We start from the raw sequence: 21,391 nt of genomic DNA on the forward strand, positions 1-21,391 counted from the left end.
CGACGTTCTGTGGTTCATTACTCCACCAATGAACCACAGACCCACGGGCGCGCGCAAGCCCCATCACCCCGGAGACGTCTGAAGCTCCCCGGTGCATTCACCGGGGAGCTTCGGACGAGCGGGGGGCGAGCGGCGCGTCACTCCGCGTCGACGGCCTCCAGGGCCCTCAGCTCCGCGAGGTCGGCGGCCACGAGCTCCGCGATCTGCACGGCGTTGAGCGCCGCGCCCTTGCGCAGGTTGTCGTTGGACACGAAGAACACCAGGCCGCGCCCGTCGGGCACCGACTGGTCCGTCCGGATCCGGCCCACGAACGACGGGTCCGCACCGGCCGCCAGGAGCGGGTTCGGCACGTCGGCGAGGGCCACGCCCGGCGCGCCCTCGAGCAGCGCGCGGGCCTCCTCGGGCGAGATCGGCCGGGCGAACTCGGCGTGGATCGCGAGCGAGTGGCCCGTGAAGACCGGCACCCGCACGCAGGTGCCCGCCACGGCCAGCGACGGCAGGCCCAGGATCTTGCGGGACTCGTTGCGGAGCTTCTGCTCCTCGTCGGTCTCGCCGGAGCCGTCGTCCACGAGGGAGCCGGCCAGCGGCAGCACGTTGAACGCGATGGGCGCCACGTACTTGACGGGGTCGGGGAAGGTGACCGCCCCGCCGTCGTGCACCAGGCCGCCCAGGGTGTCCTGGCCGACGGCGGCGCGGACCTGGCCCTCGAGCTCCTCCGCGCCGGCGAGGCCGGAGCCGGAGACCGCCTGGTAGGTGGCGACCTTCAGGCGCTCGAGGCCCGCCGCGTCGGCGAGGGGCTTGAGCACGGGCATGGCGGCCATCGTGGTGCAGTTCGGGTTGGCGACGATGCCCTTGACCGCGTCGCCGATCGCCTCCGGGTTGACCTCGGAGACCACGAGCGGCACCTCGGGGTCGAGCCGCCAGGCCGACGAGTTGTCGACCACGACGGCGCCCGCCTCCGCGAACCGGGGCGCGTGCTCGCGGGACGTGGACCCGCCCGCGGAGAAGAGGGCGATGTCGATGTCGGCGAGGTCGTCGGTGGCCACGGCCGCCGTGTCCTCGACCGGCACGTCGAAGCCCGCGAAGGACAGCGTGGTCCCGGCGGACCGGGACGACGCGAAGAACCGGACCGACGCCACGGGGAACTCGCGCTCCTCCAGGAGGCGGCGCATGACCGCACCGACCTGACCGGTCGCACCCACGACCGCGACGTTGACCCCTACAGAGCTCACCTCGACCATGTCAGCGCCCCGTCCCTGCGTAGACGACGGCCTCGCCGTCGGTGGTGTCGAGCCCGAAGGCGCTGTGGACGGCGCGCACCGCGTCGTCCAGCGAGTCCTCGCGGGTCACGACCGAGATCCGGATCTCCGAGGTGGAGATCATCTCGATGTTGATCCCGGCGTCGCGCAGCGCGCCGAAGAGCCGGGCCGAGACGCCCGGGTGCGACCGCATGCCGGCGCCCACGAGCGACAGCTTGCCGATCTGGTCGTCGTACTGCAGCGACGCGAAGCCGATCTCGGCCTGTACGCCGGCGAGCGCCGCCATGGTGCCCGGGCCGTCGCCGTCGGGCAGCGTGAACGAGATGTCGGTGAGGCCGGTCGCGGCCGCCGACACGTTCTGGACGATCATGTCGATGTTCGCGCCGGCTCCGGCGACGACCTCGAAGATGCGCGCAGCGGTACCCGGCACGTCCGGGACGCCGACGACGGTGATCTTGGACTCCGACCGGTCGTGCGCCACGCCGGAGATGATGGGGGCTTCCACTGCTGCATCCTCCTGGGGAGCTGTGACGATGACGCCGGGCACCGGCGTGTGAGCGGCCTCGGCGGCCGTGACGAGGGTGCCGGACGCGGCGCTGAACGAGCTGCGCACGTGCACCGGGACGCCGTAGCGCCGCGCGTACTCCACGCTGCGCAGGGCCAGCACCTTGGCGCCGCTGGCCGCCAGCTCCAGCATCTCCTCGTAGGTGACGCGGTCGATCTTGCGGGCCGCGGGGACGATGCGCGGGTCAGCCGTGAACACGCCGTCCACGTCCGTGTAGATCTCGCAGACGTCCGCGCCCAGGCCCGCCGCGAGCGCCACGGCCGTGGTGTCGGAGCCGCCGCGGCCGAGCGTGGTGACGTCGTTGGTCTCCGTCGTGACGCCCTGGAACCCGGCGACGATCGCCACCTGGCCCTTCTCGATCGTCTCGCGGATGCGGTGGGGCACCACGTCGACGATGCGGGCCCGGCCGTGCACGGCGTCGGTGATGACGCCGGCCTGCTGGCCCGTGAAGGACTTCGCCTTGACCCCGAGGTTGTTGATCGCCATCGCGAGGAGCGCCATGGAGATGCGCTCGCCCGCCGTGAGGAGGATGTCGAGCTCCCGCTGCGGCGGGAGGGGGGTGATCTGCTGCGCGAGGTCGAGGAGCTCGTCGGTGGTGTCGCCCATGGCGGAGACCACCACCACGACGTCGTTCCCCGCCCGCTTGGCCTCGGCGATCCGCTTGGCGACCCGCTTGACGCTGTGCGCGTCCGCCACCGAGGATCCACCGTACTTCTGCACGACAAGTGCCATGCTCGCTACCAATCTGTCGCCGGCCTCCGTCTCTCTCAACGGCCCGCCGGGTGCGTGTGCTTGCCCGTCGATGGTACGACCCGCTCAGCGCGTCAGGACGTCCCATCCCAACCTGCAGACGAGCGCGGCCACGACCAGCACGAACACCACGCGCACGAAGCGTGAGCCGCGTGCCACCGCCATGCGGGCCCCGATGTACGCCCCCACCAGGTTGGCCACCCCCATCCCCAGGCCGAGGCCCCAGATGACCGCCCCGCTGGGCACGAACCAGATCAGGGCGCCGGCGTTGGTCGCGAAGTTCACGATCTTCGCGATGGCCGACGCCGGCAGGAAGGAGTACCCGAGGACGCTCACCAGGGAGATCACGAGGAACGTCCCGGTCCCCGGCCCGAGCAGCCCGTCGTAGGAGCCGATCACCAGGCCGATGGCCGCCGCGATCCGCTTGTGGCCGTTGCCCACCCAGCGCAGGTCGTCGTGGGCACCGACGCTCGGCTTCAGGAGCGTCCACAGCAGCACGCCGACCAGGACCACGAGGATGATCGGCGTGAAGAGCTCGGACGGGATCCGCGACGCGAGCGCGGCCCCGCCGACGGCGCCCGCGAGCGCCGTGACCGCCATGGGGGCGGCTGTGCGCAGGTCGGGCTGGACCCGCCGGTAGTACGTGATCGCGCTCGTGGACGTGCCCATGATGCTGCCGAGCTTGTTGGTGGCGAGGGCCTGGACCGGCGTGATCCCGGGGACCAGGAGGAGCGCCGGCAGCTGGATGAGCCCGCCCCCGCCCACCACGGCGTCGACCCAGCCGGCGGCGAGACCCGCGAGGAGGAGGAGGACGATGGTCAGGACGTCGAGCTCGAGCACAGGGGCATCCTCCCCCACGCACGGCTGTGGGTGACGGCCCGTAGGCTGGGGGCCGTGTACGAAGGCGCGGTCCAGGACCTGATCGACGAGCTCGGCCGGCTACCCGGCGTGGGCCCCAAGAGCGCGCAGCGGATCGCGTTCCACCTGCTCGCCGCGGAGGGCCACGAGGTGAAGCGGCTCGTGGACGCGCTGACCGAGGTGAAGCTGCGCGTCCGGTTCTGCGAGCTGTGCGGCAACGTCGCGGAGGCCGAGCGGTGCCGCGTCTGCCTGGACCCGCGGCGCAGCGACGAGGTGATCTGTGTCGTCGAGGAGCCCAAGGACGTGGTCGCCGTGGAGCGCACCCGGGAGTTCCGCGGGCGGTACCACGTGCTCGGTGGCGCCATCAACCCGATGGAGAACATCGGCCCGGACGACCTGCGCATCAAGGAGCTGCTGACCCGGCTGGCCGACGGCGCGGTCAAGGAGGTCATCCTCGCGATGGACCCCAACGTCGAGGGCGAGGCGACGGCCACCTATCTTGCCCGGCTCATCGGCCCGATCGGTATCACTGTCTCGAGGCTGGCCTCCGGCTTGCCCGTCGGGGGAGACTTGGAGTACGCGGACGAGGTCACGCTCGGCCGGGCGTTCGAGGGGCGCAGGGTCGTCGGCGGCTGACCGGCCTACGGCATCACGAGAAAGAGCACGGCACCGACACGACAGACGGGCAGGGTGGTCCAGGTGAGCGAGATCGCAGCAGGCGATGACCTCCAGGAGGTCGCGGACCAGGTGTCCGGGCAGGTGCGGACGTTCCTGAGCACCGTGACCCAGGTCGCGGCCGGGGCGCTGCCGGGGGCGGAGCTGCCCCTGCTGATCCTCGCGACGTCAGACCTTCTGTCCGCCGGAGCGCGCCTGGCCGCGATCGTGGACGTGGTGCCGCTGGAGCGGTTCGAGCCGGACGCCGGCCCCGACACCGACATGGACCCGCTGCGCGAGGCGCTCGGCAAGATCTTCGACGGTTTCGACGAGTACTTCGAGGTCGTCGACCCCGTGCTCGGCCCGGACGTGGAGAGCACAACCCTCTCCGGCGAGCTCGCCTGCGTGACCGAGGCCGTCGCCAAGGGCCTGCAGCACTTCGACGGCGGCCACGAGCTCGAGGCCCTGTGGTGGTGGCAGTTCTCCTACTTCTCGTTGTGGGGAGAGCGCGCCGCCTCGGCGTTGCGGGTGCTCCAGGCCGTCCTGGCACACCTGCGCCTCGACGTGGAGGACGACGTCGCCACCGAGGCGGAGTACGACGCCCTCCACGCCTGAGGGCCGAGGCTGAGAGCTAGGCCACCCGCGTCCCCTGCGGCAGCACGCGCTGCGGGATGCGCAGCCGGTTCACGGCCACCACGACCCCTCCCCCGGCAAGCAGGAGCTGCAGGCCCAGACCCCAGGGCCACACCATCGCGTCGGTGGGCTCCACCTCCTCGACCGGCGAGGGCGCCCGGTCCAGCCCTCCGCAGTAGTCCATCTCCAGGGACGGGCCCGTGCGCGCGTACCGCACGCCGTACTGCAGGTCCTTCAGACCGCTGGGCGGGCTCCCCTGGTCGTCGGGGTCCCCGAGCGGCTGCGCATCGGCGACCACGACAAAGGGGTTGGGCGCCAGGAGCCACCACGTCCGCTCGCTGTGCCACACGTGCTCCGTCTCCGTGCGCCACTCGCACTCCGGTGGGCGTTCGTCAACCGCCCAGTCGAAGCCGTGCGGCACGGCCCAGACCCGGACCTCGTCCTGCGTGGTCGTCAGCGGCACGAGCAGCCCGAACACGACCGGGAGCACCGCGGTGAGGGTGCCGATCGTCAGGTAGGTGAGCACGGCCGACGCCGAAGACTTGCTGACGAGCGCCGAGAAGCCGAGGCCGATGGCACACACCACGCCCAGCACGAGCGCCAGCATGAGCATGGTCGTCACGATCGAGAAGGGCTCCACGCCACCTTCGAGCAGCGCCCACACGATGAACGGCACGCTCACGACGAGGAACGCCAGCGCGGCGGCCCACGCCGCGAGCAGCTTGCCGAACACGATCTCGGCGGGCGTCAGCAGCGTCACCTGGAGAGTGGCCAGCGTCCCTGCGTTCCGGTCTCCGTTGATCGACGCGGCCGTCAGGGCCGGTGCTACCAGCAGGCCGAGGAACAGCACGAAGAACACGACGATGGTGTAGATCATCCCGCCGGCGTCGTCACCGCCGCCGTACAGGGGGAGCGCACCCGAGGTCAGCGCGGTGATGCCGCCCACCGCGACGAACCACACCGTGAGCGCGACCTTCCACCGCGTGGACCGGAGCCGCTGCCGCAGCTCGAGCAGGGCGACGGTACGCAGCCCGTGCCACGTGACCGACCAGGTGCCGCGGGCAGTCTCCACGTTCATCGCCGCTCCTCCTCGAGGGCCAGGTAGGCCTGTTCCAGCACGCCGCCCGCGGGGGCGAGGCTCACCACGGGGACGTCCGCCGTGATGGCGTCGCGCAGCAGCGTGGCCGCCGCCGCGTCCCCGGCCAGGCGGACGACGACGGCGCCGCCGTCCTCCGTCCGGTACGTCAGCCCGGCGCCGTCCAGCCAGGTCGTCAGCACAGCGGGGTCCAGCGCGGTGACGCGCCACTCCCGCGCCTCGCCCGTCGCGCCCGTCACGGACTGGGTGGCGACCGTGCGGCCACCCGAGATGAACACCGCGTCGTCGGCCATCTCGTCCAGCTCGGTCAGCACGTGCGACGACACCAGCACCGTCTTGCCCGACGCCGCCAGCTGCCGCACCAGGATCCGCAGGTCCACCCGGGACCTGGGGTCGAGGCCCGACGCCGGCTCGTCCAGGAGCAGCACCTCGGGGTCGTGCACGAGCGCCCGGGCCAGCCCCAGGCGCTGCTTCTGACCGCGGGACAGCACGTGCGCGGGCGCGTCGGCGAGGTCGCCGAGGTGCACGAGCGTCAGCAGCTCCGCCGCCCGCGCCTCGCCGGCCGCCGGGTCCATCCGGTACGCGGCGGCCACCGTGGTGAGCACCTCGCGCGCCGTGAGCGAGTCCCAGGTGCCGAACACGTCGGGCATCCAGCCGGTCCGCGAGCGCGCCGCGTAGCTCTCCGTCACCGGGTCGAACCCGCCGATCCGGATGCTCCCCGCGTCGGGCTGCAGCAGCCCCGCGAGCATGAGCAGAAGAGTCGTCTTGCCCGAGCCGTTGGGCCCGATCAGCGCGGTGACACGACCCGGTTCGGCAACCAGGTCCACATCAGCCACGGCCTGAACGATGCCGAACGCCCGCCGCACGCCCTGCGCGCGGATCCCGCCACCTTCATTGACCATGCGGCGAGAGTAGCCGCCGCCGTCCTCGCCGCCCGTCAGCCCACAGGATGATCTTGGTGCAGGTCAGCGCCCACCTCAGGCGCCCAGCCGGGTCAGCTCCTCGTCGAGGAGGCGCGCGACGTGCTCACGGCGCCCGTCGTGCTCCGGCCCGTCCATCCCGCGGCTCGGCATCTCGGCGAGCATGAGCACGTAGAGCCACACCCGGTAGAGCCCGAGCCGGGTGCGTGCCGACGCGTCGAGCACCGGCGGAACCCCGGCCGCCTCCGCGTACCCCCGGAGCACCGGGTGGTCCGGCACGTCCTCGATCCTGCCGAAGAGCACCGGAGAGACGAGGTCCACCAGCGGGTCGCCGAACAGGTATCGCTCCCCGTCCACGAGCCCGGACATCCGCTGCCCCTCGCCTCGGCCCCCGGGGAGCACCAGCACGTTGCCGTCCCACAGGTCGAAGTGCAGCAGGGCCGGCCGGTCCACCGCGTCGAGCACGGGGCCGTGCCGGTCGAGCGCCGCCCGGACCCGCCCCTCCTCGACGTGAGCCGGCGGGAGGCCCCACGCCTCGGCGTCGGACAGCAGCGCGCCCAGGATCGCGGCGAAGGCCGCACCCCACGTGGCGCCGTGCGGGCGGGCACCGCTGTAGCCGAACCGGTCGCCGCTGATGCGGTGGACCGCCGCGAGCGCCGCCCCCACGTCGCGGCGCACCGGCCCCGCCGCGTCCGCCGGCAGGTCCGTGAGCGACGTGCCCGGAAGGAAGCTGGTGAGCAACCAGTCCGTCCCGAGGCCGTCCGGCGCGCCGTCGGCGGCGGACCCTCGCGCCACGACCCGCGGCACCGGGACCTCCGGCGCGCCCGCCGCGACGAGGTCGAGGTACTCGCCCTCCGCGGTGCTCAGGTCGGCCTCGTAGGTGAGCAGCGGGGTGCCGGGCGGCGGGCCCGCCTTGAGCACGAGGGCCGACGACGGCTCGGCGCCCGGAACGGCGACCGGCTCCGCCAGGTCCACACGCCAGACCGCGGCGAACCCGCCGCCCGCCAGCTCGGTGCACCGCACCGGCTCGGCGCCGACCGTGTCGCGGACGAGACGGGACACCTGTTCCGGCTGGAGGTCCTGCTGTGTGGGGCTGCGCATCGGCTCATCCTGCCGCCATACCTCCCCGGGCGGAAGTTCGGCGCTCCTGTCGATTTTCTCGGCGTCACCCGTCATGGTGGTGAGGGCCGACCGGTCCTCAGGTCCACCGAGGAGGAACCATGACCGAGTACGTCGTCCTTCTGCCCGGGAACGAGCAGCCGTGGCTGGACGCCACCGACGAAGAGCGGGCCGCGGTCTACGGCAAGCACACCCAGTTCTCGCGCGCGCTCGCGGAGCGCGGTCACAAGATCACCGGGGGCGCGGAGCTCGCGCCGTCGTCGCAGGCCAAGGTGGTGCGCGCCGACGGCTCCGTCACCGACGGGCCCTACGCGGAGTCCGTGGAGCAGCTCACGGGGTTCTACGTCGTCGACACCGACGACCTCGACGACCTCCTGCAGATCTGCGCCCTGATCGCGGGCTCTGCCGGCGTCGAGGTGCGCGAGTGCCTCAGGGGGGACCCGTCGGACGGCGCGGCGAGCACGGACGACGCGGCTGCGGCGACCCGATGAGATATCTGGTCCTCACGGCTGAGAAGCCCGGCATCTGGGCGGCGGCCACCGAGGGGGTGCGTCAGACGTACTTCGACGCGCACAGTGCGTTCTCCAAGGCCGTCGGCGAGCGCGCCACGATGGTCGCCGGAGAGGCCCTCGCCGAGCCGGACGCCGCCACCACCCTGCGCCGTACCGACGGGCGGGTGACGTTCACCGACGGGCCGTTCGCCGAGACGGAGGAGCAGATCGGCGGCTTCTACCTCCTCGACGCCGACAACCTGGACATCGTCACCGACCTGTGCGCGCTGCTTCCGGCGTCGTACACGATCGAGATCCGGCCGGTGGTGACGATCGAGGGGTTCGAGGGCTGAGTGACCCCGGTCGAGACCGCCTTCCGCGACCAGTGGGGCCATGTCCTGGCCCTGCTGGTCGCGCGGTACCGGCGCCTCGACCTCGCCGAGGACGGGCTCGCCGACGCCTTCGAGGCCGCGGCCCGCACCTGGCCCGACGGCGCGCCCGCCAACCCCGCGGCGTGGCTGCTCACCGCCGCCCGGCGCCGCATCCTCGACCGGCTCCGGGCCGAGGCGGTCGCCGCGCGGAAGGAGCCGCTGCTCGTCGTGGCCGAGGAGCTGCGCCTGAGCGCGCAGCAGACCATGGACGAGCCGGTGCACCCGGGCGACCGGTCCGCCGTCGGGCCGCGTGTGGTGGTCCCCGGTGTGGACCCGGACGACGCCGCCCTCCTGCGTCTGGTGCTGCTGTGCGCGCACCCCGCGCTCGCGCCGGAGGCTGCGGCCGCCCTGTCCCTGCGCCTGGTGCTCGGCGTGCCGACGGCGGAGGTCGCGCGGCTCTTCCTCGTGCCAGAGCCGACGATGGCCGCTCGGCTCACCCGGGCGAAGCGACGTCTCGCTGCTGTCGGGGCGCCCCTCGCCGTACCTGCACCCGACCGGCTGGGGGCGCGGGTCGCCGTGGTGGCGTCCGTCGCCTACCTGGCGTTCACCGCGGGCTACGCACCCGGCTCGGGGGACGAGGTGCTGCGGGCGTCGCTCGCCGAGCCGGCGGTCCGGCTGGTCCGGGTCGTGCGTACCCTGCTGCCCGGCCGGCCGGTGCTGGACGCGCTGCTCGCCCTCGTCCTGCTGCAGCACGCCCGCCGCGGCGCCCGCACCGGGGCCGACGGCGAGCCCGTGCTCCTGCCCGACCAGGACCGGTCGCTCTGGCGGCACGACGAGATCGCCGAGGCGCTGGAGGTGCTCACGCCGCTGGTCGAGCGGGAGGGGGAGGTGTTCGGGGGTGGCACCGGGGCCGACGCTCGCGCCGGGGCCGACGCCGGGGCCGACCCCGCCGAGGCGCGCCTCGCCCGGGAGTACTTCCTGCAGGCGCTCGTGGCGGCGGAGCACGCCGTCGCGCCCACCGCGGCCGCGACCCGGTGGGACCGCATCGCGGGCTCGTACGCGGAGCTCGAGGAGCTGACGGGGTCACCGGTGGTGCGGCTGAACCGGGCGGTCGCTGTGGCGGAGGCGTCCGGCGCCGAGGCCGGGCTGGAGCTGCTCGACGGGCTCGACCCGCTCCTCCCCCGGTCCCACCGGCTGCCCGCCGTGCGCGCGGAGCTGCTCGCCCGGCTCGAGAGGCCCGCCGAGGCCCGCACCGAGTACGACCGCGCCCTGGCGCTGTGCGGCCACGAACGGGAGCGGGCGTACCTCGCGGCGCGGCGGGCGGAGCTGGGCTCAGGCGCGGACCCGGCTCTTGCCGCGGCGCGGCTTCCGGTCGAGCCACCACTGCGCGATCATCAGGTTGACGATCCAGCTGATCCAGATCGAGGCGAGCGCCGCGTCCTGGATCAGAAGGTCCATCTCACCACCGTAGTACGTGTCGAGGAAGGGCATGAGCCCGAGCACGAGCAGGGTCACCCACACCCGGTTGGCCACGATGGACGTGCACAGGGCGAAGCTGCGGATCATCCACCGCCGGTGATCCTGGTACCGGCGCTGGCGGGCGGCGACGATGCCGGCGACGGTGGTGCCGAGCCACAGGACCGCCAGGAGGACGTTGCCGATCTTGCCCGCGGGGCCGATCACGGTCATGACGCCGACGACCAGGGCGAACAGCCCTGAGGGGATGACCCCGGCGAACACGTACACGCGGCCGGAGATGCGGTGGACCTTCGGGTGGTGCTGCCGCAGCCACGGCCATACCTGCAGGGAGCAGGTGATGATCGCGATCGAGCCGAACAGGATGTGCCCGGTCAGCATCAGGTAGTGCGTCTCGGGGAAGGCTTCCTGGAGCGGGACGAGGGACCGGCTGGTGTCGAAGGCGAGGTAGTCGGGGAGGCGCAGGGCCACGAAGAGTCCCACGATGACGAACAGCGGCACGATCCACGGGCGGCGGTACCACTTCGGCCTGGTCTCGGCCGGCGGGGACTCGGGCTCGGGGCGCGTGAGGACGGGGGAGGTTGCCACGGTGTTCTCCGATCGCTGCAGTGGCACCGGCCGATACCGATGCGTACGCGCTACGCTAATTAGCGTACAGCATACGCGCACGTGACGGACCCGTCCGGCACGGCCAACCACGTAGGCTGCAGACGGTTTGAGAACGGAGCGGGAGGCACCAGTGGGACAAGGCGGGTACGAACTGCTGTGGGGCAACCCGGCCGGGCCCGGGCGCGGCCGACCCGCCGGACTCAGCCGCGAGCGCATCGTGGCCGAAGCCGTCGCCATCGCCGCTGCCGAAGGACTCCCAAGAGTCTCCATGAAGCACCTCGCCGAACGCCTCGGCAGCGGCGTCATGTCCCTCTACCGCCACGTCCCGGGCAAGGACGAGCTCGTGGCCCTCATGTACGACTCGATCATGAGCACACCCCCCGACCTCCCGGCCGACCAAGGCTGGCGCGCCGCGCTCACCGCATGGGCCCACGCCGTCCGCGACCTGTTCCTCGCCCACCCCTGGGCGCTCCCGCTCGCCACCGTCAACCACGTCCTGGGACCCGGCGAGGCCGGCTGGCTCGACTCCGCCATGCGCGCGGTCGGCGCATCCGGCTTCGCCACCGACCTCAGCCTCGCCTCGGTCATGGCAGTCAACAACTACGTCGGCGGCGCTGTCCGACCCGAGCTCCACGGCGGCCAAGAAGACCCGCTCTGGTTCACCTTCCTCGCCGACGACGGCGCCATGCAGCGGTTCCCCGCCCTCGCCGACCTCGTCACCGAAGGGCACTTCCAGGAATCGGCACTGCTCCGGGACCACTTCTCGTTCGGCCTCGAACGCCTCCTCGACGGCCTGGAACGGTACCTCGAGCCAGGCTCGGGCCAGGGGGCCAGCCTCACGTGATCGCGCGGAGCCAGGCACGGGCCTCCATGAGGGCGAAGCCCAGCAGGTTGAGGCCGCGCCAGGCGGACGGGTTCTCGGCATCGTCGTTCGTGGCTCCCATGCCGATTCCCCACACCCGGTCCCGCGGGCTCGCCTCGACGAGCACCCGGTCACCGGTCCGCAGCAGGTAGTCGCGCAATCCTGGGTCGGACGAGAACTTGTGGACGCTCCCCCGCACCACGATCTCGAATCGCTCGCGCTGCCAGACCGCCTCGTCGAAACCCTTCACAGTCCGGCCTGCCGCCTTGGCCAGTGCCGGGTTGGGCGCGTCGATCGCCTGCTGCTCCGCGTCCTTGTCCCGGAAGAGCCGCGCCTTCTCCGCCATCATCCAGTGCTCGGCGGTGGCGTACGGGATCCCGTCGACGGTGAAGGTCGACGGCCACCACTGGCTCAGGCACCCTCGGCCCGGCCCACCATGAAGCTCAGGCTGGTGGCCCCAGAAGTGCAGGTACTTCACCAGCACGCCGGCGTCGACGAGGGCGATCAGGTCGGCGACGGACCGGGCCTGGGCGGGCGTGGCAGGCGAGCTCATGCGTGGAGTGTGCCAGCCGCTCGTCCCTTGCCGCGCGGGTATAACCGAGTCATACTCGAATCATGAAGACAGCCATCTCCGTACCGGATGCGACGTTCAAGCGCATCGAGTCACGCGCCAAGGCGCTCGGGATGAGCCGCTCCGAGTTCTTCGCGCGCGCCGCGGAGCACTACATCAACGAGCTCGACGAACACGACCTGACGCTTCGCATCAACGAGGCCCTCGAGCGCGGAGGGGACACCGTAGAGGCTGAGTCGCGCGAGTTCGCCGAGCTCGGGCGGGCACACCTGGCTGGACTGACCGCGGACGACGAGTGGTGATCCGCCGGGGCGACGTCCACTGGGCCGACCTCGGCCCCGCTCGCGGCAGTGAACCGGCGAAGCACCGCCCGGTAGTCGTCATCTCGAGCGACCGGTTCAACGCGAGCCGTATCGCCACCGTGGTCGTCGCTGCGATCACGTCGAACACCCAGGTAGCAGAGCACCCCGGGAACGTGTTCGTGTCGGCATCCGCGTCAGGCCTGCCAAAGGACTCCGCGGTCAACCTGACCAGCATCGTCACCCTGTCGAAGGAACACCTCGGTTCGCAGGTGGGCAGCCTGCCGACGTACCTCGTCGACGAGATCGACGAAGGCCTCCGGCTCACCCTCGGCGTCTGACGTCATCGTGGCATGTCAGCGGTCCCATCTAGGGTGCGCGGCATGGGATTCACCGGCCACTACATCTTCGGCCGCAGCGACCGTCCGCTGCGCGAAGCGCCGATCTTCGCTCAGCTGGCGAACCAGACTGGGCGCCACGTGGACATCCATGACCTCTGGCCGCGCCCCGGTGGCTGGCAGACGCTCCAAGTTTTCGGCCTGGACTTCCGACAGCAGGAGGTCGCAGCACTCGCGACCTGGACGGGGGCTCCCGCCTGCGTGGCGTGGATCATGGACAGCGACCTCGCCGTCGTCGACGGCGCAGCTCCCGGCGGCCCGGAGGCGGAGAGCGTCTGCTGGGACGGCGTCATCAGCATGTGGACGGCAGCCGCGGATGAGGAAGGCGACCCGAGCGTCCTCGCACAGCTCGAGGAATCGCTGCCTCGGACCGTCACGGGGGCTCTTGCCTGGGCCCGCAGAGCCGGCTACGGAGACACAACAGAGCCAGCCATCGAGAACGTGATGCGCTCCGAGCAGGGCGGCGACGACATCTTCTTCGACCTCCTCGACGCCCTCGGGTTCCCCGAGGCCGTCGAACCACCCACCACAGCGGCCTGACACCGACGACAGCTGGGTGACCTCAGTCCACCGCCCGCTCCAGCAGGCTCAGGAACGCTTCCTCCGCGCGCGCCCACTCCCGCTCGCGCGACGGGTCCTCCCGCGCGGACTCCAGGCCGGGCAGCGATGCCTCCGCCGCTTCCAGCTCGGCGTCCACGAACGCCCGCAGCAGCCCGGGCACGGGCGCGGTCCCCATCTCCCGGGTGCGCGACTTGGTGGCGACAAGGTTGGCGACGGCGGCCCGGACGTCGTCGGGCGCCGTGACCTCGACCAGGAGAGTGCCCAAGTCGATGGGCGGCACCGCCGCCTCCTCGTGCTCCCGCAGCCAGACCAGCGTGACCGCGGGCCGCAGGGCGTAGAAGAACTTCTTCATGGCACCGCTCGAGTCGAGCAGCCCGAGGTTGTTCCGCGCGACGTGCACGTGGTGCCGCACCAGCGCGGCGCGGTCGACGACGTCGTCGGCGACGGCGAGCAGCTCGTCGCGGAACGCGGCGTCGCCCCGGTACACGATCGGCGACCTCAGCCACTCCCCCACCGTCGCGTTGCCCTTGACCATGAGCGCGAGCGCCTTGCGGACGTCCCAGCCGTTGACGTCGAACACCTTGTCGAGCGGCGTCTCGATCACGTCGCGGCGGGCACGGAGGCCCAGGTAGTCCTCGACCCGATGGAGGTACAGGAAGCGGCAGTCGTAGTCGGAGTCCGGCGAGGGGAATCCCCACGCCCGGCTCCCGCTCTCGATCGCCCAGAGCACACGGACGCCGTGGTCGGACTCGACACGGTCGAGCCTGTCGTCGATCGCGGCGACCACCGCGGGGTCCATCGAGCCGGGGATGCTGCGCACGCCACGACGGTAGCCGTTCCCCACCAAGAATCAGGTGTCGCGCCCCGGCACCTGTCTGCTTGGCTCGGCAGATGACCCTCGAAGAGCTTCGCGCCGCCTTCCACGAGCAGGTCCGGCTGGCCGACCGCGACGCCGACCAGGGCGACGTCGTCGAGCACGACGGGCCCGTGCGCCGCCACTACCCCGCCGAGGTGGGCGTCCGGACCGCGTACGTCGAGTCGCCCGAGGGCCTCGGTGACGACCCTGCCGCCACGATCGCCCGCCAGCGCGACTTCTTCCTCGACCGCGGCCAGCCGGTGGAGTGGAAGACCTACGCCTACGACGAGCCCGCCGACCTGGGGATGCTCCTCGTCGCGGCCGGTTTTGTGCCGGAGGACGACGAGGCGCTGATCCTCGGCGAGACGGCGCACGTCGTGGAGGTGGCCTCGCCGCTCCCGTCCGGGCTCACGGTCCGTGCGGTGGACGACGACGCCGACGTCGACCGCCTCGCCGACCTGCACGAGCTGGTGTGGCCCGGTTCCCGCGCCGTCTCCGAGCACTTCCGCGCCGAGATGCGCGCCCGCCCGGACCTGGTGATGGGATGCCTCGTGGAGGAGTCGCGCGACGGCCCGGCGCTGTGCGGGTCCTGGCTGCGCCTGGTGGAGGGCACCGACTTCGGCGGCCTCTGGGGCGGAGCGACGCACCCGGGCTGGCGCCACCGTGGCCTCTACCGGGCCACGGTGGCGCACCGGGCGCGCCTTGCGCTCGACGCCGGCCACCCGTACCTCCGGGTCGACGCGTCCCGCGACTCCCGGCCGGTGCTGGAGCGTGCCGGGCTGCACCAGGTCTCGACGACGACGCCGTACGTGCTGTCCCTCAGCTAGCCGTCGTGGTCGCGGTGGTCGCCGTGCCCGTCGTGTCGAGCAGGCGCGTCTCGCCGCCGAAGGACACGTTCTGGTCGTGGAGGACGGCCACCGACGCACCGCTGCCGTCGAACCGCAGCTGGATGGTCCACCCGAACGGTGAACCGGTGTCGACCATCCGGAGGCTGAGCGTCGTGTCGTCGGCCCAGGCGTAGGCCGATGCGAGGCGGACCGGCCCCTTGGCGAGCGAGGCGTCGGCCACCTCCCACGCAGCGTGGGCCAGGGCTGCGGTCCGGACCGTCCCGCGGACGTCCTGGGCGAGAACGAGCCGCTCGCCGTCGCGCGTCATCGTGAGCGACCGGAGGCCTTCGTCGTTCTCCGCCAGCTCGTACGTGACGCCGAGCACCGACTCCTCGAGGGGCGAGGCGGCAGCGCCCTCGGGGACGCGGAGGGCGACGTCCCAGGTGACTCCCTCACGAGGCGCGGCGGGGCCGGAAGGTGCGGGACCGGCACCCCCACCCCACGAAATGCCTGGCTTCGCTGCGGCATTTCGCGGGGACCCCGGGGCGCCTTCGGCGTCGGGCACCGCGTAGCCCGCCTCGGCCGCGGCCCCCGGGTCGAGCGTCGGCAGGAGCGCCGCCCAGACGGCGTCCTGGACGGACTGCAGGTTCTGGATGCCCGAGGTGATGGCGAGGACGAGGTCGTGCTCGGGCCAGACGACGGCGTACTGGCCGAACGCGCCGTCGGCGCGGTACGCCCCGAAGCGCGAGCGCCAGAACTGGTACCCGTAGCCCTGCCGCCACTCCGGCCAGTCGGGATGCTCGCTCACGACCTGTGCCGACGTGGCCTCGTCGATCCACTCGGCGGGGACCAGCTGCCGGCCCTCCCACTCCCCGCGCTGCAGGTAGAGCTGCCCGAAGGCGGCGAGCTCCTCCGTGGTCACCGACAGGCCGTAGCCGCCAACGTCCAGGCCGTCCGGGTCCTGCTCCCACGTGGCGCGCGTGATGCCGAGCGGGTCGAACACGCGGGGGCGCAGGTAGTCGACGAGGCGCTGCCCCGTGAGCCGTTGCACGATCACGCCCGCGAGGTACGTGGCGCCCGTGTTGTAGACGAAGCGCGAACCCGGCTCCAGGTCCACGGGCATCGCGAGGATCTGGCGCACCCAGTCGCCGCCCTCGCGGCCGATCGAGGTCGTGTCGACGGCCTCCATCGTGGACATGGCGTGGCCGGAGGTCATGGTGAGGAGGTGGCGCACGCGCATGGCGGCGAGGTTCTCGGAGGGCTCGGCGGGCGCCTCCGCGGCAAGGTGGTCGATCACCCGGTCGTCGAGGGAGAGCAGTCCCTCGTGGACGGCAAGCCCCACGGCGGTCGACGCGAAGCTCTTGCTCACGGAGAACATCACGTGGGGAAGGTCCGGGCCGTACGGGTCCCACCAGCCCTCGGCGACCACCGCGCCGTGGCGGAGGAGCATGAAGCTGTGCACGTCCTCGAGCCCGTCCAGGCCGGCGACGAGCCGGCTCACGGCGGCCGGGTCGAGACCTTGGGACTCGGGGGTGGCACGGGGAAGGCTGCGCGTCATCGCGATCCTCTCTGAGTGATGGTCGGGCCCATTGTCAGCCCCCGACGACCTCCACCTCGTACCCGTCCTCGTCAGCGAGATAGGCCGCGTAGTGGTCGGGTCCACCGGCGTGCGGGTGCCGGTCCGCGAACATCAGCGCCCAGCCGTGGGCGGGCGCCGCCTCGACGAGGGCGTCCACCTCCTCGCGCGTGCCGCCGTGGAACGCGAGGTGGTTGAGCCCGGGCCGCGTGCGGTCGTGGTCCGACGACGTCAGCGCCGGACTCTGCTCCACCACCACGTACGTGCCGCCGAGGATCCAGCTCACGCCGTGCTCCCAGCGCTGGTGCTCCGCGTAGCCGAGGCTGGCGAGGAGCCAGCCCCACGACCGCTCGGACCGGACCAGGTCCGGGACCCAGAGCTCGACGTGGTGGAGCGCGCCGCGCGTCATCCCGCCACCGCCGCGATGACGCGGCCCAGGCTGCGGTGCAGCGCCTCGAGCTCGGGCACGGACATGCCGAGGCGCGCCATGATCGCGGGCGGGACGGCCAGCGCCTGCTCCCGCAGGTCCCGGCCGGTCTCCGTGAGCTCGACGGCCAGGGCGCGCTCGTCGCGCGGGTCGCGCCGCCGCACCACGTACCCGGCAGCCTCCAGCCGCTTGAGCAGGGGGGACAGTGTGCCGGGGTCGAGTTGCAGTAGCCCGCTGAGCTGCTTGACCGAGAGCGGCGACCGCTCCCACAGCGCCAGCATGACGAGGTACTGCGGGTGCGTGAGGCCCAGCGGCTCCAGCAGGGGGCGGTAGAGCGCGTTGACGCTCCGCGAGGCCACCGCCAGGGCGAAACAGACCTGACGGTCGAGCGCGAGGAGATCGGTCATGTTGACCAGGCTATCAGTTGGGGTACAAACTGTTGGTACACAAACTGATTGGAGACGGCATGCGCGACCGCGACGGCCTCACCCTCTGGTACCGGTTCACCTGGCGGCTCAACTGGCTGCTGCTGCACGTGGCCGGGCCGGCCCAGCTGTCCGGCGACGCAGACCCCCGCCGCCGGCTCGAGCGGGAGCGCGCCGAGCGCGTGGCGCGGTACCGGGCGGGCGAGTAGGCGGCTCAGTGACCGGCCGCGGCGAGGAGGTCGAGTGACAGCGGCGCGACGGGGTGGCTCGTCACCGGCGCGGCCGGGTCGATCCACACGAGCTCCTCCAGCTCGGCCCGGACCTCGACCTGGACACCGTCGCCGAGACGCACAAGGTAGGCGTAGGCGTCGACCTCGTGGTCGGGCTCGTTCGCCGCCTGGGCGGAGAAGCGCCCGAGCGGCTCCACGGCCGCGGGATCGAGCACGATCCCGACCTCCTCCTCGAACTCCCGCAGGAGCGCCGACAGAGGCTCCTCACCCGGCTCGATCTTGCCGCCCACCTGCATGAACGCCGATGTTCCACGCTTGCGCACCAGCAGGTGCCGCCCGTCCGGGCGCACCACCACGGCCGCGACGATCCGCAGCGTCGTCACAGGCACACTCATCAGCCCTGGTCGACGATCTCGTCGATCACGGTGCCCCCGAGAACCTGCACCACGAGCGGCACGCCCATCAGCCCGTTCGAGGCGATGTCCGGGTCGTCCACGGACGACTCGTCGTAGTCAGGCTCGACCCCGCCGCCCGACGTCGTCCCGGCCGCCCCGTGCGTCCGGGTCCCGGCCGCGCCGCTCCCGGCCGCGCTCGCGCCGCCCGCCTCGGCTCCGCGCTGCTGGGCCTGACGCAGCACCTCGCGGGCGCGCGCGGCACCGCCGCCGGAAGCGGGGGCAGGGGCGGGGGCGGTGCTCGTAGGCGCCGGACCAGCCGCACCGGCCGGACCGGGGCTCGCCGCAGCCGGTCGCGTCTCCTGGGGCGCGGGCACCTCCGCGGGCTCGTCGAAGACCGGCGCGGGCTCGGGTGCGTCGTCATAGTCCGGGGGCGGTTCCGTCAGTGACACACCCGCGAGCCAGGCCTCGTCGGCCACCGTCGCGGCCGACGGCGTCCCGGCCACCTCCGTCCGGCGCTCCGGGGCTCCCGGGCGATCAGCGACCGCGACGGCGGACCCGACCGAGGCCGAGGCCTGCACCGGTGCAGAGACCTGGGTTGGCGCGGACGCGACGGACACCGTCGCACGCGTGCCGCGACCTGCCCCCTGCGCCGGCGACACTCCCGGGGCCGACACGGTGGCCTGGGCGACGGCGGCGCCCGCGCCGTTCCCGCCGGGCGGCGCGACCTCCGGCCAGGCCGTGTCCGCCGCAGGGGTCGCGGGACGGCCCGGTCCCGGAGAGGCGGGTCCTGAGCCCGAGCTGGTGTTGTCCGAGCCCGAGGCGGCGGGCACACCGGGCGCCGGGGTACCGCCAGGCGCCGAGGACCCACCACCACCCGTGGGGGGCGGCACGTCGCCGACGATCGCCTCGATCTTCACGGTGATCCCGAGCGTCTGATAGACCGCGTCCTCGACGGCGCTCACGTGCCGCGGGTTCGAGAAGGCCCGGGCGATGCCCTCCGTGGCGAACGCCAGCTTGAGAACCCCACCCTCCAGCGCCGCGACCTGGGCGTTGGGTCCTACCAGCGACCACGTCACGCGAGCACTCGCCAGCGCGCCGAGCACCTCGTCCCAGCGCCGGCGCACCACCTCGGTGGTCACCCCGGTGGCGGGTGCCGCGGCAGCACGCTCGGACTCGGGCTCGGGCTCGGGGGCGGCAGCAACCGGCTCGCGCTGCTCAGGGACGGCGGGCGCGGGGATCGGGGGCTCCGCCGTCGGAGCAGGATCGGGGGTCGCCACAGGCGCCGCGGGCGCGACTGGGGCGGGAGCCGCGACCGGGGCGGGAGCCGCGACCGGGGCCGGAGCCGCGACGGCCTGACCGCCGCGCGCCGCGCGCCGTGCCTCCAGCGCTGCACGCGCGGCAGCCGCCCCGGAGAGGCCGCTCGACGCCGAGGCTGTGCCCTCGTCCGCCCCGGGTGCGACCCCACCAGAAGCCACGGCAGGACCTGCAGAGCCTGCGGACCCCGCGACAAGACCGCCGCGCTCCAACCGCTCGATCCGGGCGGCCAGCCCCGCCGCGCCGTCGTCCGCGCCGGGCAGCAGGAGCCGCGCGCAGAGCAGCTCGAGGTGCAGCCGCGGCGACGTGGCGCCGGTCATCTCGGTGAGGGCGGTGTTGACGAGGTCGGCCGCGCGCGACAGCTCGGCGATCCCCATCCGCGAGGCCTGGACCCCCATCCGCTCGAGCTGGTCGGCAGGGACGCCGCGCAGGACGGCGTCGGCCTCGTCGCCCGAGACCGAGATCACGATGAGGTCGCGCAGGCGCTCCAGCACGTCCTCGACGAACCGGCGCGGCTCGTGACCGGTGGCGATGACCTGGTCCACCACCCGGAAGATCGAGGCGCCGTCGCGGGCGGCGAGCGCGTCCACCACGTCGTCGAGGAGCGACGCGTGGGTGAAGCCGAGCAGCCCCACGGCGAGGTCGTAGTCCACGATGCCTTCGGTGGCACCGGCGATGAGCTGGTCCATCACCGACAGGGTGTCGCGAGCCGAGCCGCCGCCCGCCCGGGTGACCAGGGGCACCACCCCGGCCCCGACCTCGACGCCCTCGGCGACGCAGAGCTGCTCCACGTACGGACCGAGCACGTCGGGCGGGATCAGCCGGAACGGATAGTGGTGAGTCCGCGACCGGATGGTGCCGATGACCTTGTCCGGCTCGGTGGTGGCGAAGATGAACTTGATGTGCGGCGGCGGCTCCTCGACGATCTTGAGGAGCGCGTTGAAGCCCGCCGGCGACACCATGTGCGCCTCGTCGACGATGAAGATCTTGTAGCGGTCGCGCGCCGGGGCGAACGTGGCCCGCTCGCGGAGGTCCCGAGCGTCGTCCACACCACCGTGCGAGGCGGCGTCGATCTCGACCACGTCGAGCGAGCCCGAGCCGCCGCGCGCCAGCTCGACGCACGAGTCGCACTCCCCACACGGCAGGTCGAGCGGCTTCTCGGGGGTGTTGCGCGCGCAGTTGAGCGTGCGGGCCAGGATCCGCGCGGACGTGGTCTTGCCGCAGCCTCGCGGCCCGGAGAACAGGTAGGCGTGACTCACGCGCCCGGTCCGCAGCGCCTGCATCAGGGGACCGGTGACGTGCTCCTGGCCGATCACCTCGGCGAACGTCTCGGGCCGGTAGCGGCGGTAGAGGGCGGTGCTCACCCCCGCAACGATAGACGGCCTGACTGACACGCGGATTGCTCAGGCGCTCCTAGGACCTGAGCAGCTTGACCAGTACGACGATGCCCGACGCGCCGGTCCCCAGAACACCGCCGAAAAAGACCGCCCAGGGAACCACGAAACGCCAGGTGGGTAGAGAGCCGCCCGACGCGTCTGCCACATAGCCGGTCCATACGAGCAGTCCAGCACCGACGAGGGCTGCAGCGAAGAACACGACGAGAGCAGAAACTGCAGGTCGGAAACGTGAGGATCTCGTACTCATGACATATCCCTTGAACTCATCGGACTCGGACATTCTTGGTCGCGCGTCGACCACCACGACGACGGGAGCCCGCAGGCCAGGTGGCCTGCGGGCTCCCGCGTCGAGCTAGCTGTACTGACCCGGGACGTTGTTGACATAGCGAGAGACCTCCGGGTCGAGTGGGAGCTGTCTAGGAACCTGCTCGACCAACGGAGGTCTCTCGTGT

25 protein-coding genes and 1 pseudogene are annotated in these 21,391 nt (G+C 72.5%); 11 read left to right on the forward strand and 15 right to left on the reverse strand.

Annotation, left to right across the window (positions count from 1 at the left end; all coding sequences use genetic code 11):
* Positions 1 to 137: 137 nt before the first annotated feature.
* The 3 genes from D1350_RS12700 to D1350_RS12710 all read right to left on the reverse strand — a co-directional run bounded on the left by D1350_RS12700 (position 138) and on the right by D1350_RS12710 (position 3,414).
* Positions 138 to 1,241 carry an aspartate-semialdehyde dehydrogenase gene (locus D1350_RS12700; protein WP_125776366.1) on the reverse strand — a complete coding sequence of 368 codons (1,104 nt, stop codon included), beginning with the start codon at positions 1,239 to 1,241 and terminating at the stop codon, positions 138 to 140.
* Position 1,242: 1 nt separating this feature from the next.
* The gene (locus D1350_RS12705) at positions 1,243 to 2,556 is read right to left on the reverse strand and encodes an aspartate kinase (protein ID WP_125776367.1); all 1,314 of its coding nucleotides are present in this window, start codon (positions 2,554 to 2,556) and stop codon (positions 1,243 to 1,245) included.
* Positions 2,557 to 2,640: 84 nt separating this feature from the next.
* Positions 2,641 to 3,414: a TSUP family transporter gene (locus tag D1350_RS12710; RefSeq protein WP_125776368.1), complete on the reverse strand. Its 774-nt coding sequence runs from the start codon at positions 3,412 to 3,414 to the stop codon at positions 2,641 to 2,643.
* 54 nt (positions 3,415 to 3,468) lie between these two features.
* On the opposite strand from D1350_RS12710, the gene recR reads away from it, so the two are divergent.
* Positions 3,469 to 4,068 carry a recombination mediator RecR gene (gene recR, locus D1350_RS12715; protein WP_125776369.1) on the forward strand — a complete coding sequence of 200 codons (600 nt, stop codon included), beginning with the start codon at positions 3,469 to 3,471 and terminating at the stop codon, positions 4,066 to 4,068.
* A gap of 63 nt (positions 4,069 to 4,131) precedes the next feature.
* Complete coding sequence (locus D1350_RS12720; protein ID WP_125776370.1) at positions 4,132 to 4,701, forward strand: DUF5063 domain-containing protein; 570 nt, start codon at positions 4,132 to 4,134, stop codon at positions 4,699 to 4,701.
* Positions 4,702 to 4,717: 16 nt separating this feature from the next.
* Here D1350_RS12720 and D1350_RS12725 read toward each other — a convergent pair whose 3' ends face one another.
* From D1350_RS12725 to D1350_RS12735, 3 genes are all read right to left on the reverse strand, one after another.
* A complete protein-coding gene (locus tag D1350_RS12725; RefSeq protein ID WP_125776371.1) occupies positions 4,718 to 5,797 on the reverse strand; it encodes an ABC transporter permease in 1,080 nt (359 codons plus the stop codon).
* A complete protein-coding gene (locus D1350_RS12730) occupies positions 5,794 to 6,717 on the reverse strand; it encodes an ABC transporter ATP-binding protein (protein WP_125776372.1) in 924 nt (307 codons plus the stop codon). The genes D1350_RS12725 and D1350_RS12730 overlap by 4 nt, the downstream gene beginning before the upstream one ends.
* 75 nt (positions 6,718 to 6,792) lie before the next feature.
* Positions 6,793 to 7,836, reverse strand: coding sequence for a phosphotransferase family protein (locus D1350_RS12735; RefSeq protein WP_125776373.1), 1,044 nt, complete (start codon positions 7,834 to 7,836; stop codon positions 6,793 to 6,795).
* Between the two features lie 119 nt (positions 7,837 to 7,955).
* On the opposite strand from D1350_RS12735, the gene D1350_RS12740 reads away from it, so the two are divergent.
* From D1350_RS12740 to D1350_RS24905, 3 genes and pseudogenes are all read left to right on the forward strand, one after another.
* Positions 7,956 to 8,345, forward strand: coding sequence for a YciI family protein (locus D1350_RS12740; RefSeq protein ID WP_125776374.1), 390 nt, complete (start codon positions 7,956 to 7,958; stop codon positions 8,343 to 8,345).
* Positions 8,342 to 8,698, forward strand: coding sequence for a YciI family protein (locus tag D1350_RS12745; RefSeq protein WP_125776375.1), 357 nt, complete (start codon positions 8,342 to 8,344; stop codon positions 8,696 to 8,698). Before D1350_RS12740 ends, D1350_RS12745 begins: the two co-directional genes overlap by 4 nt.
* Positions 8,699 to 9,565: pseudogene (locus D1350_RS24905) on the forward strand (DUF6596 domain-containing protein); the annotation flags it as partial.
* 483 nt (positions 9,566 to 10,048) lie between these two features.
* Here D1350_RS24905 and D1350_RS24910 read toward each other — a convergent pair.
* Positions 10,049 to 11,107, reverse strand: a complete 1,059-nt coding sequence (locus D1350_RS24910; protein ID WP_420807808.1) for a DUF2306 domain-containing protein — start codon at positions 11,105 to 11,107, stop codon at positions 10,049 to 10,051.
* Between D1350_RS24910 and D1350_RS12760 the strand changes: the two genes are divergently transcribed.
* A complete protein-coding gene (locus D1350_RS12760; RefSeq protein WP_276313736.1) occupies positions 11,019 to 11,645 on the forward strand; it encodes a TetR/AcrR family transcriptional regulator C-terminal domain-containing protein in 627 nt (208 codons plus the stop codon). The two genes, D1350_RS24910 and D1350_RS12760, sit on opposite strands and share 89 nt — an antisense overlap.
* On the opposite strand, the gene D1350_RS12765 is transcribed toward D1350_RS12760, so the two are convergent.
* On the reverse strand, positions 11,638 to 12,216 hold the full coding sequence (locus D1350_RS12765) for an NADAR family protein (RefSeq protein WP_125776377.1): 579 nt from the start codon (positions 12,214 to 12,216) through the stop codon (positions 11,638 to 11,640). The genes D1350_RS12760 and D1350_RS12765 overlap by 8 nt on opposite strands.
* Before the next feature lie 62 nt (positions 12,217 to 12,278).
* On the opposite strand from D1350_RS12765, the gene D1350_RS12770 reads away from it, so the two are divergent.
* The 3 genes from D1350_RS12770 to D1350_RS12780 are packed head-to-tail and all read left to right on the forward strand — an operon-like array spanning position 12,279 to position 13,471.
* Positions 12,279 to 12,536: a ribbon-helix-helix protein, CopG family gene (locus D1350_RS12770; protein WP_125776378.1), complete on the forward strand. Its 258-nt coding sequence runs from the start codon at positions 12,279 to 12,281 to the stop codon at positions 12,534 to 12,536.
* Entirely contained in the window at positions 12,533 to 12,874 is a 342-nt protein-coding gene (locus tag D1350_RS12775; protein ID WP_240644073.1) for a type II toxin-antitoxin system PemK/MazF family toxin, read from the forward strand. The genes D1350_RS12770 and D1350_RS12775 overlap by 4 nt, the downstream gene beginning before the upstream one ends.
* A 42-nt stretch (positions 12,875 to 12,916) precedes the next feature.
* Positions 12,917 to 13,471: a hypothetical protein gene (locus D1350_RS12780; RefSeq protein WP_125776380.1), complete on the forward strand. Its 555-nt coding sequence runs from the start codon at positions 12,917 to 12,919 to the stop codon at positions 13,469 to 13,471.
* Between the two features lie 22 nt (positions 13,472 to 13,493).
* Here the strand turns inward: D1350_RS12780 and D1350_RS12785 are convergent, their stop codons facing one another.
* A complete protein-coding gene (locus tag D1350_RS12785) occupies positions 13,494 to 14,312 on the reverse strand; it encodes a nucleotidyltransferase domain-containing protein (RefSeq protein WP_125776381.1) in 819 nt (272 codons plus the stop codon).
* Between the two features lie 71 nt (positions 14,313 to 14,383).
* Here D1350_RS12785 and D1350_RS12790 point away from each other — a divergent pair, with 71 nt between their 5' ends.
* Entirely contained in the window at positions 14,384 to 15,175 is a 792-nt protein-coding gene (locus tag D1350_RS12790; RefSeq protein WP_125776382.1) for a GNAT family N-acetyltransferase, read from the forward strand.
* Here D1350_RS12790 and D1350_RS12795 read toward each other — a convergent pair.
* From D1350_RS12795 to D1350_RS12805, 3 genes are read right to left on the reverse strand one after another with little or no spacing between them, the layout of a single operon-like run.
* Positions 15,168 to 16,733, reverse strand: a complete 1,566-nt coding sequence (locus D1350_RS12795; protein ID WP_125776383.1) for a serine hydrolase domain-containing protein — start codon at positions 16,731 to 16,733, stop codon at positions 15,168 to 15,170. The genes D1350_RS12790 and D1350_RS12795 overlap by 8 nt on opposite strands.
* A 34-nt stretch (positions 16,734 to 16,767) precedes the next feature.
* Positions 16,768 to 17,160: a VOC family protein gene (locus tag D1350_RS12800; RefSeq protein WP_125776384.1), complete on the reverse strand. Its 393-nt coding sequence runs from the start codon at positions 17,158 to 17,160 to the stop codon at positions 16,768 to 16,770.
* Positions 17,157 to 17,585 carry a MarR family winged helix-turn-helix transcriptional regulator gene (locus D1350_RS12805; protein ID WP_125776385.1) on the reverse strand — a complete coding sequence of 143 codons (429 nt, stop codon included), beginning with the start codon at positions 17,583 to 17,585 and terminating at the stop codon, positions 17,157 to 17,159. The genes D1350_RS12800 and D1350_RS12805 overlap by 4 nt, the downstream gene beginning before the upstream one ends.
* A 59-nt stretch (positions 17,586 to 17,644) precedes the next feature.
* Between D1350_RS12805 and D1350_RS23760 the strand changes: the two genes are divergently transcribed.
* Entirely contained in the window at positions 17,645 to 17,812 is a 168-nt protein-coding gene (locus D1350_RS23760; RefSeq protein WP_164545156.1) for a hypothetical protein, read from the forward strand.
* Positions 17,813 to 17,817: 5 nt separating this feature from the next.
* Here D1350_RS23760 and D1350_RS12810 read toward each other — a convergent pair whose 3' ends face one another.
* The 3 genes from D1350_RS12810 to D1350_RS12820 are packed head-to-tail and all read right to left on the reverse strand — an operon-like array spanning position 17,818 to position 21,138.
* Complete coding sequence (locus D1350_RS12810) at positions 17,818 to 18,228, reverse strand: NUDIX hydrolase (RefSeq protein WP_125776386.1); 411 nt, start codon at positions 18,226 to 18,228, stop codon at positions 17,818 to 17,820.
* Positions 18,228 to 20,906, reverse strand: coding sequence for a DNA polymerase III subunit gamma and tau (locus tag D1350_RS12815; protein ID WP_125776387.1), 2,679 nt, complete (start codon positions 20,904 to 20,906; stop codon positions 18,228 to 18,230). The genes D1350_RS12810 and D1350_RS12815 overlap by 1 nt, the downstream gene beginning before the upstream one ends.
* Positions 20,907 to 20,955: 49 nt before the next feature.
* Entirely contained in the window at positions 20,956 to 21,138 is a 183-nt protein-coding gene (locus D1350_RS12820) for a hypothetical protein (protein ID WP_125776388.1), read from the reverse strand.
* Between the last annotated feature and the right edge of the window lie 253 nt (positions 21,139 to 21,391).

It is taken from the genome of Antribacter gilvus (assembly GCF_003946865.1).
GTDB classification, from domain to species: domain Bacteria; phylum Actinomycetota; class Actinomycetes; order Actinomycetales; family Cellulomonadaceae; genus Antribacter; species Antribacter gilvus.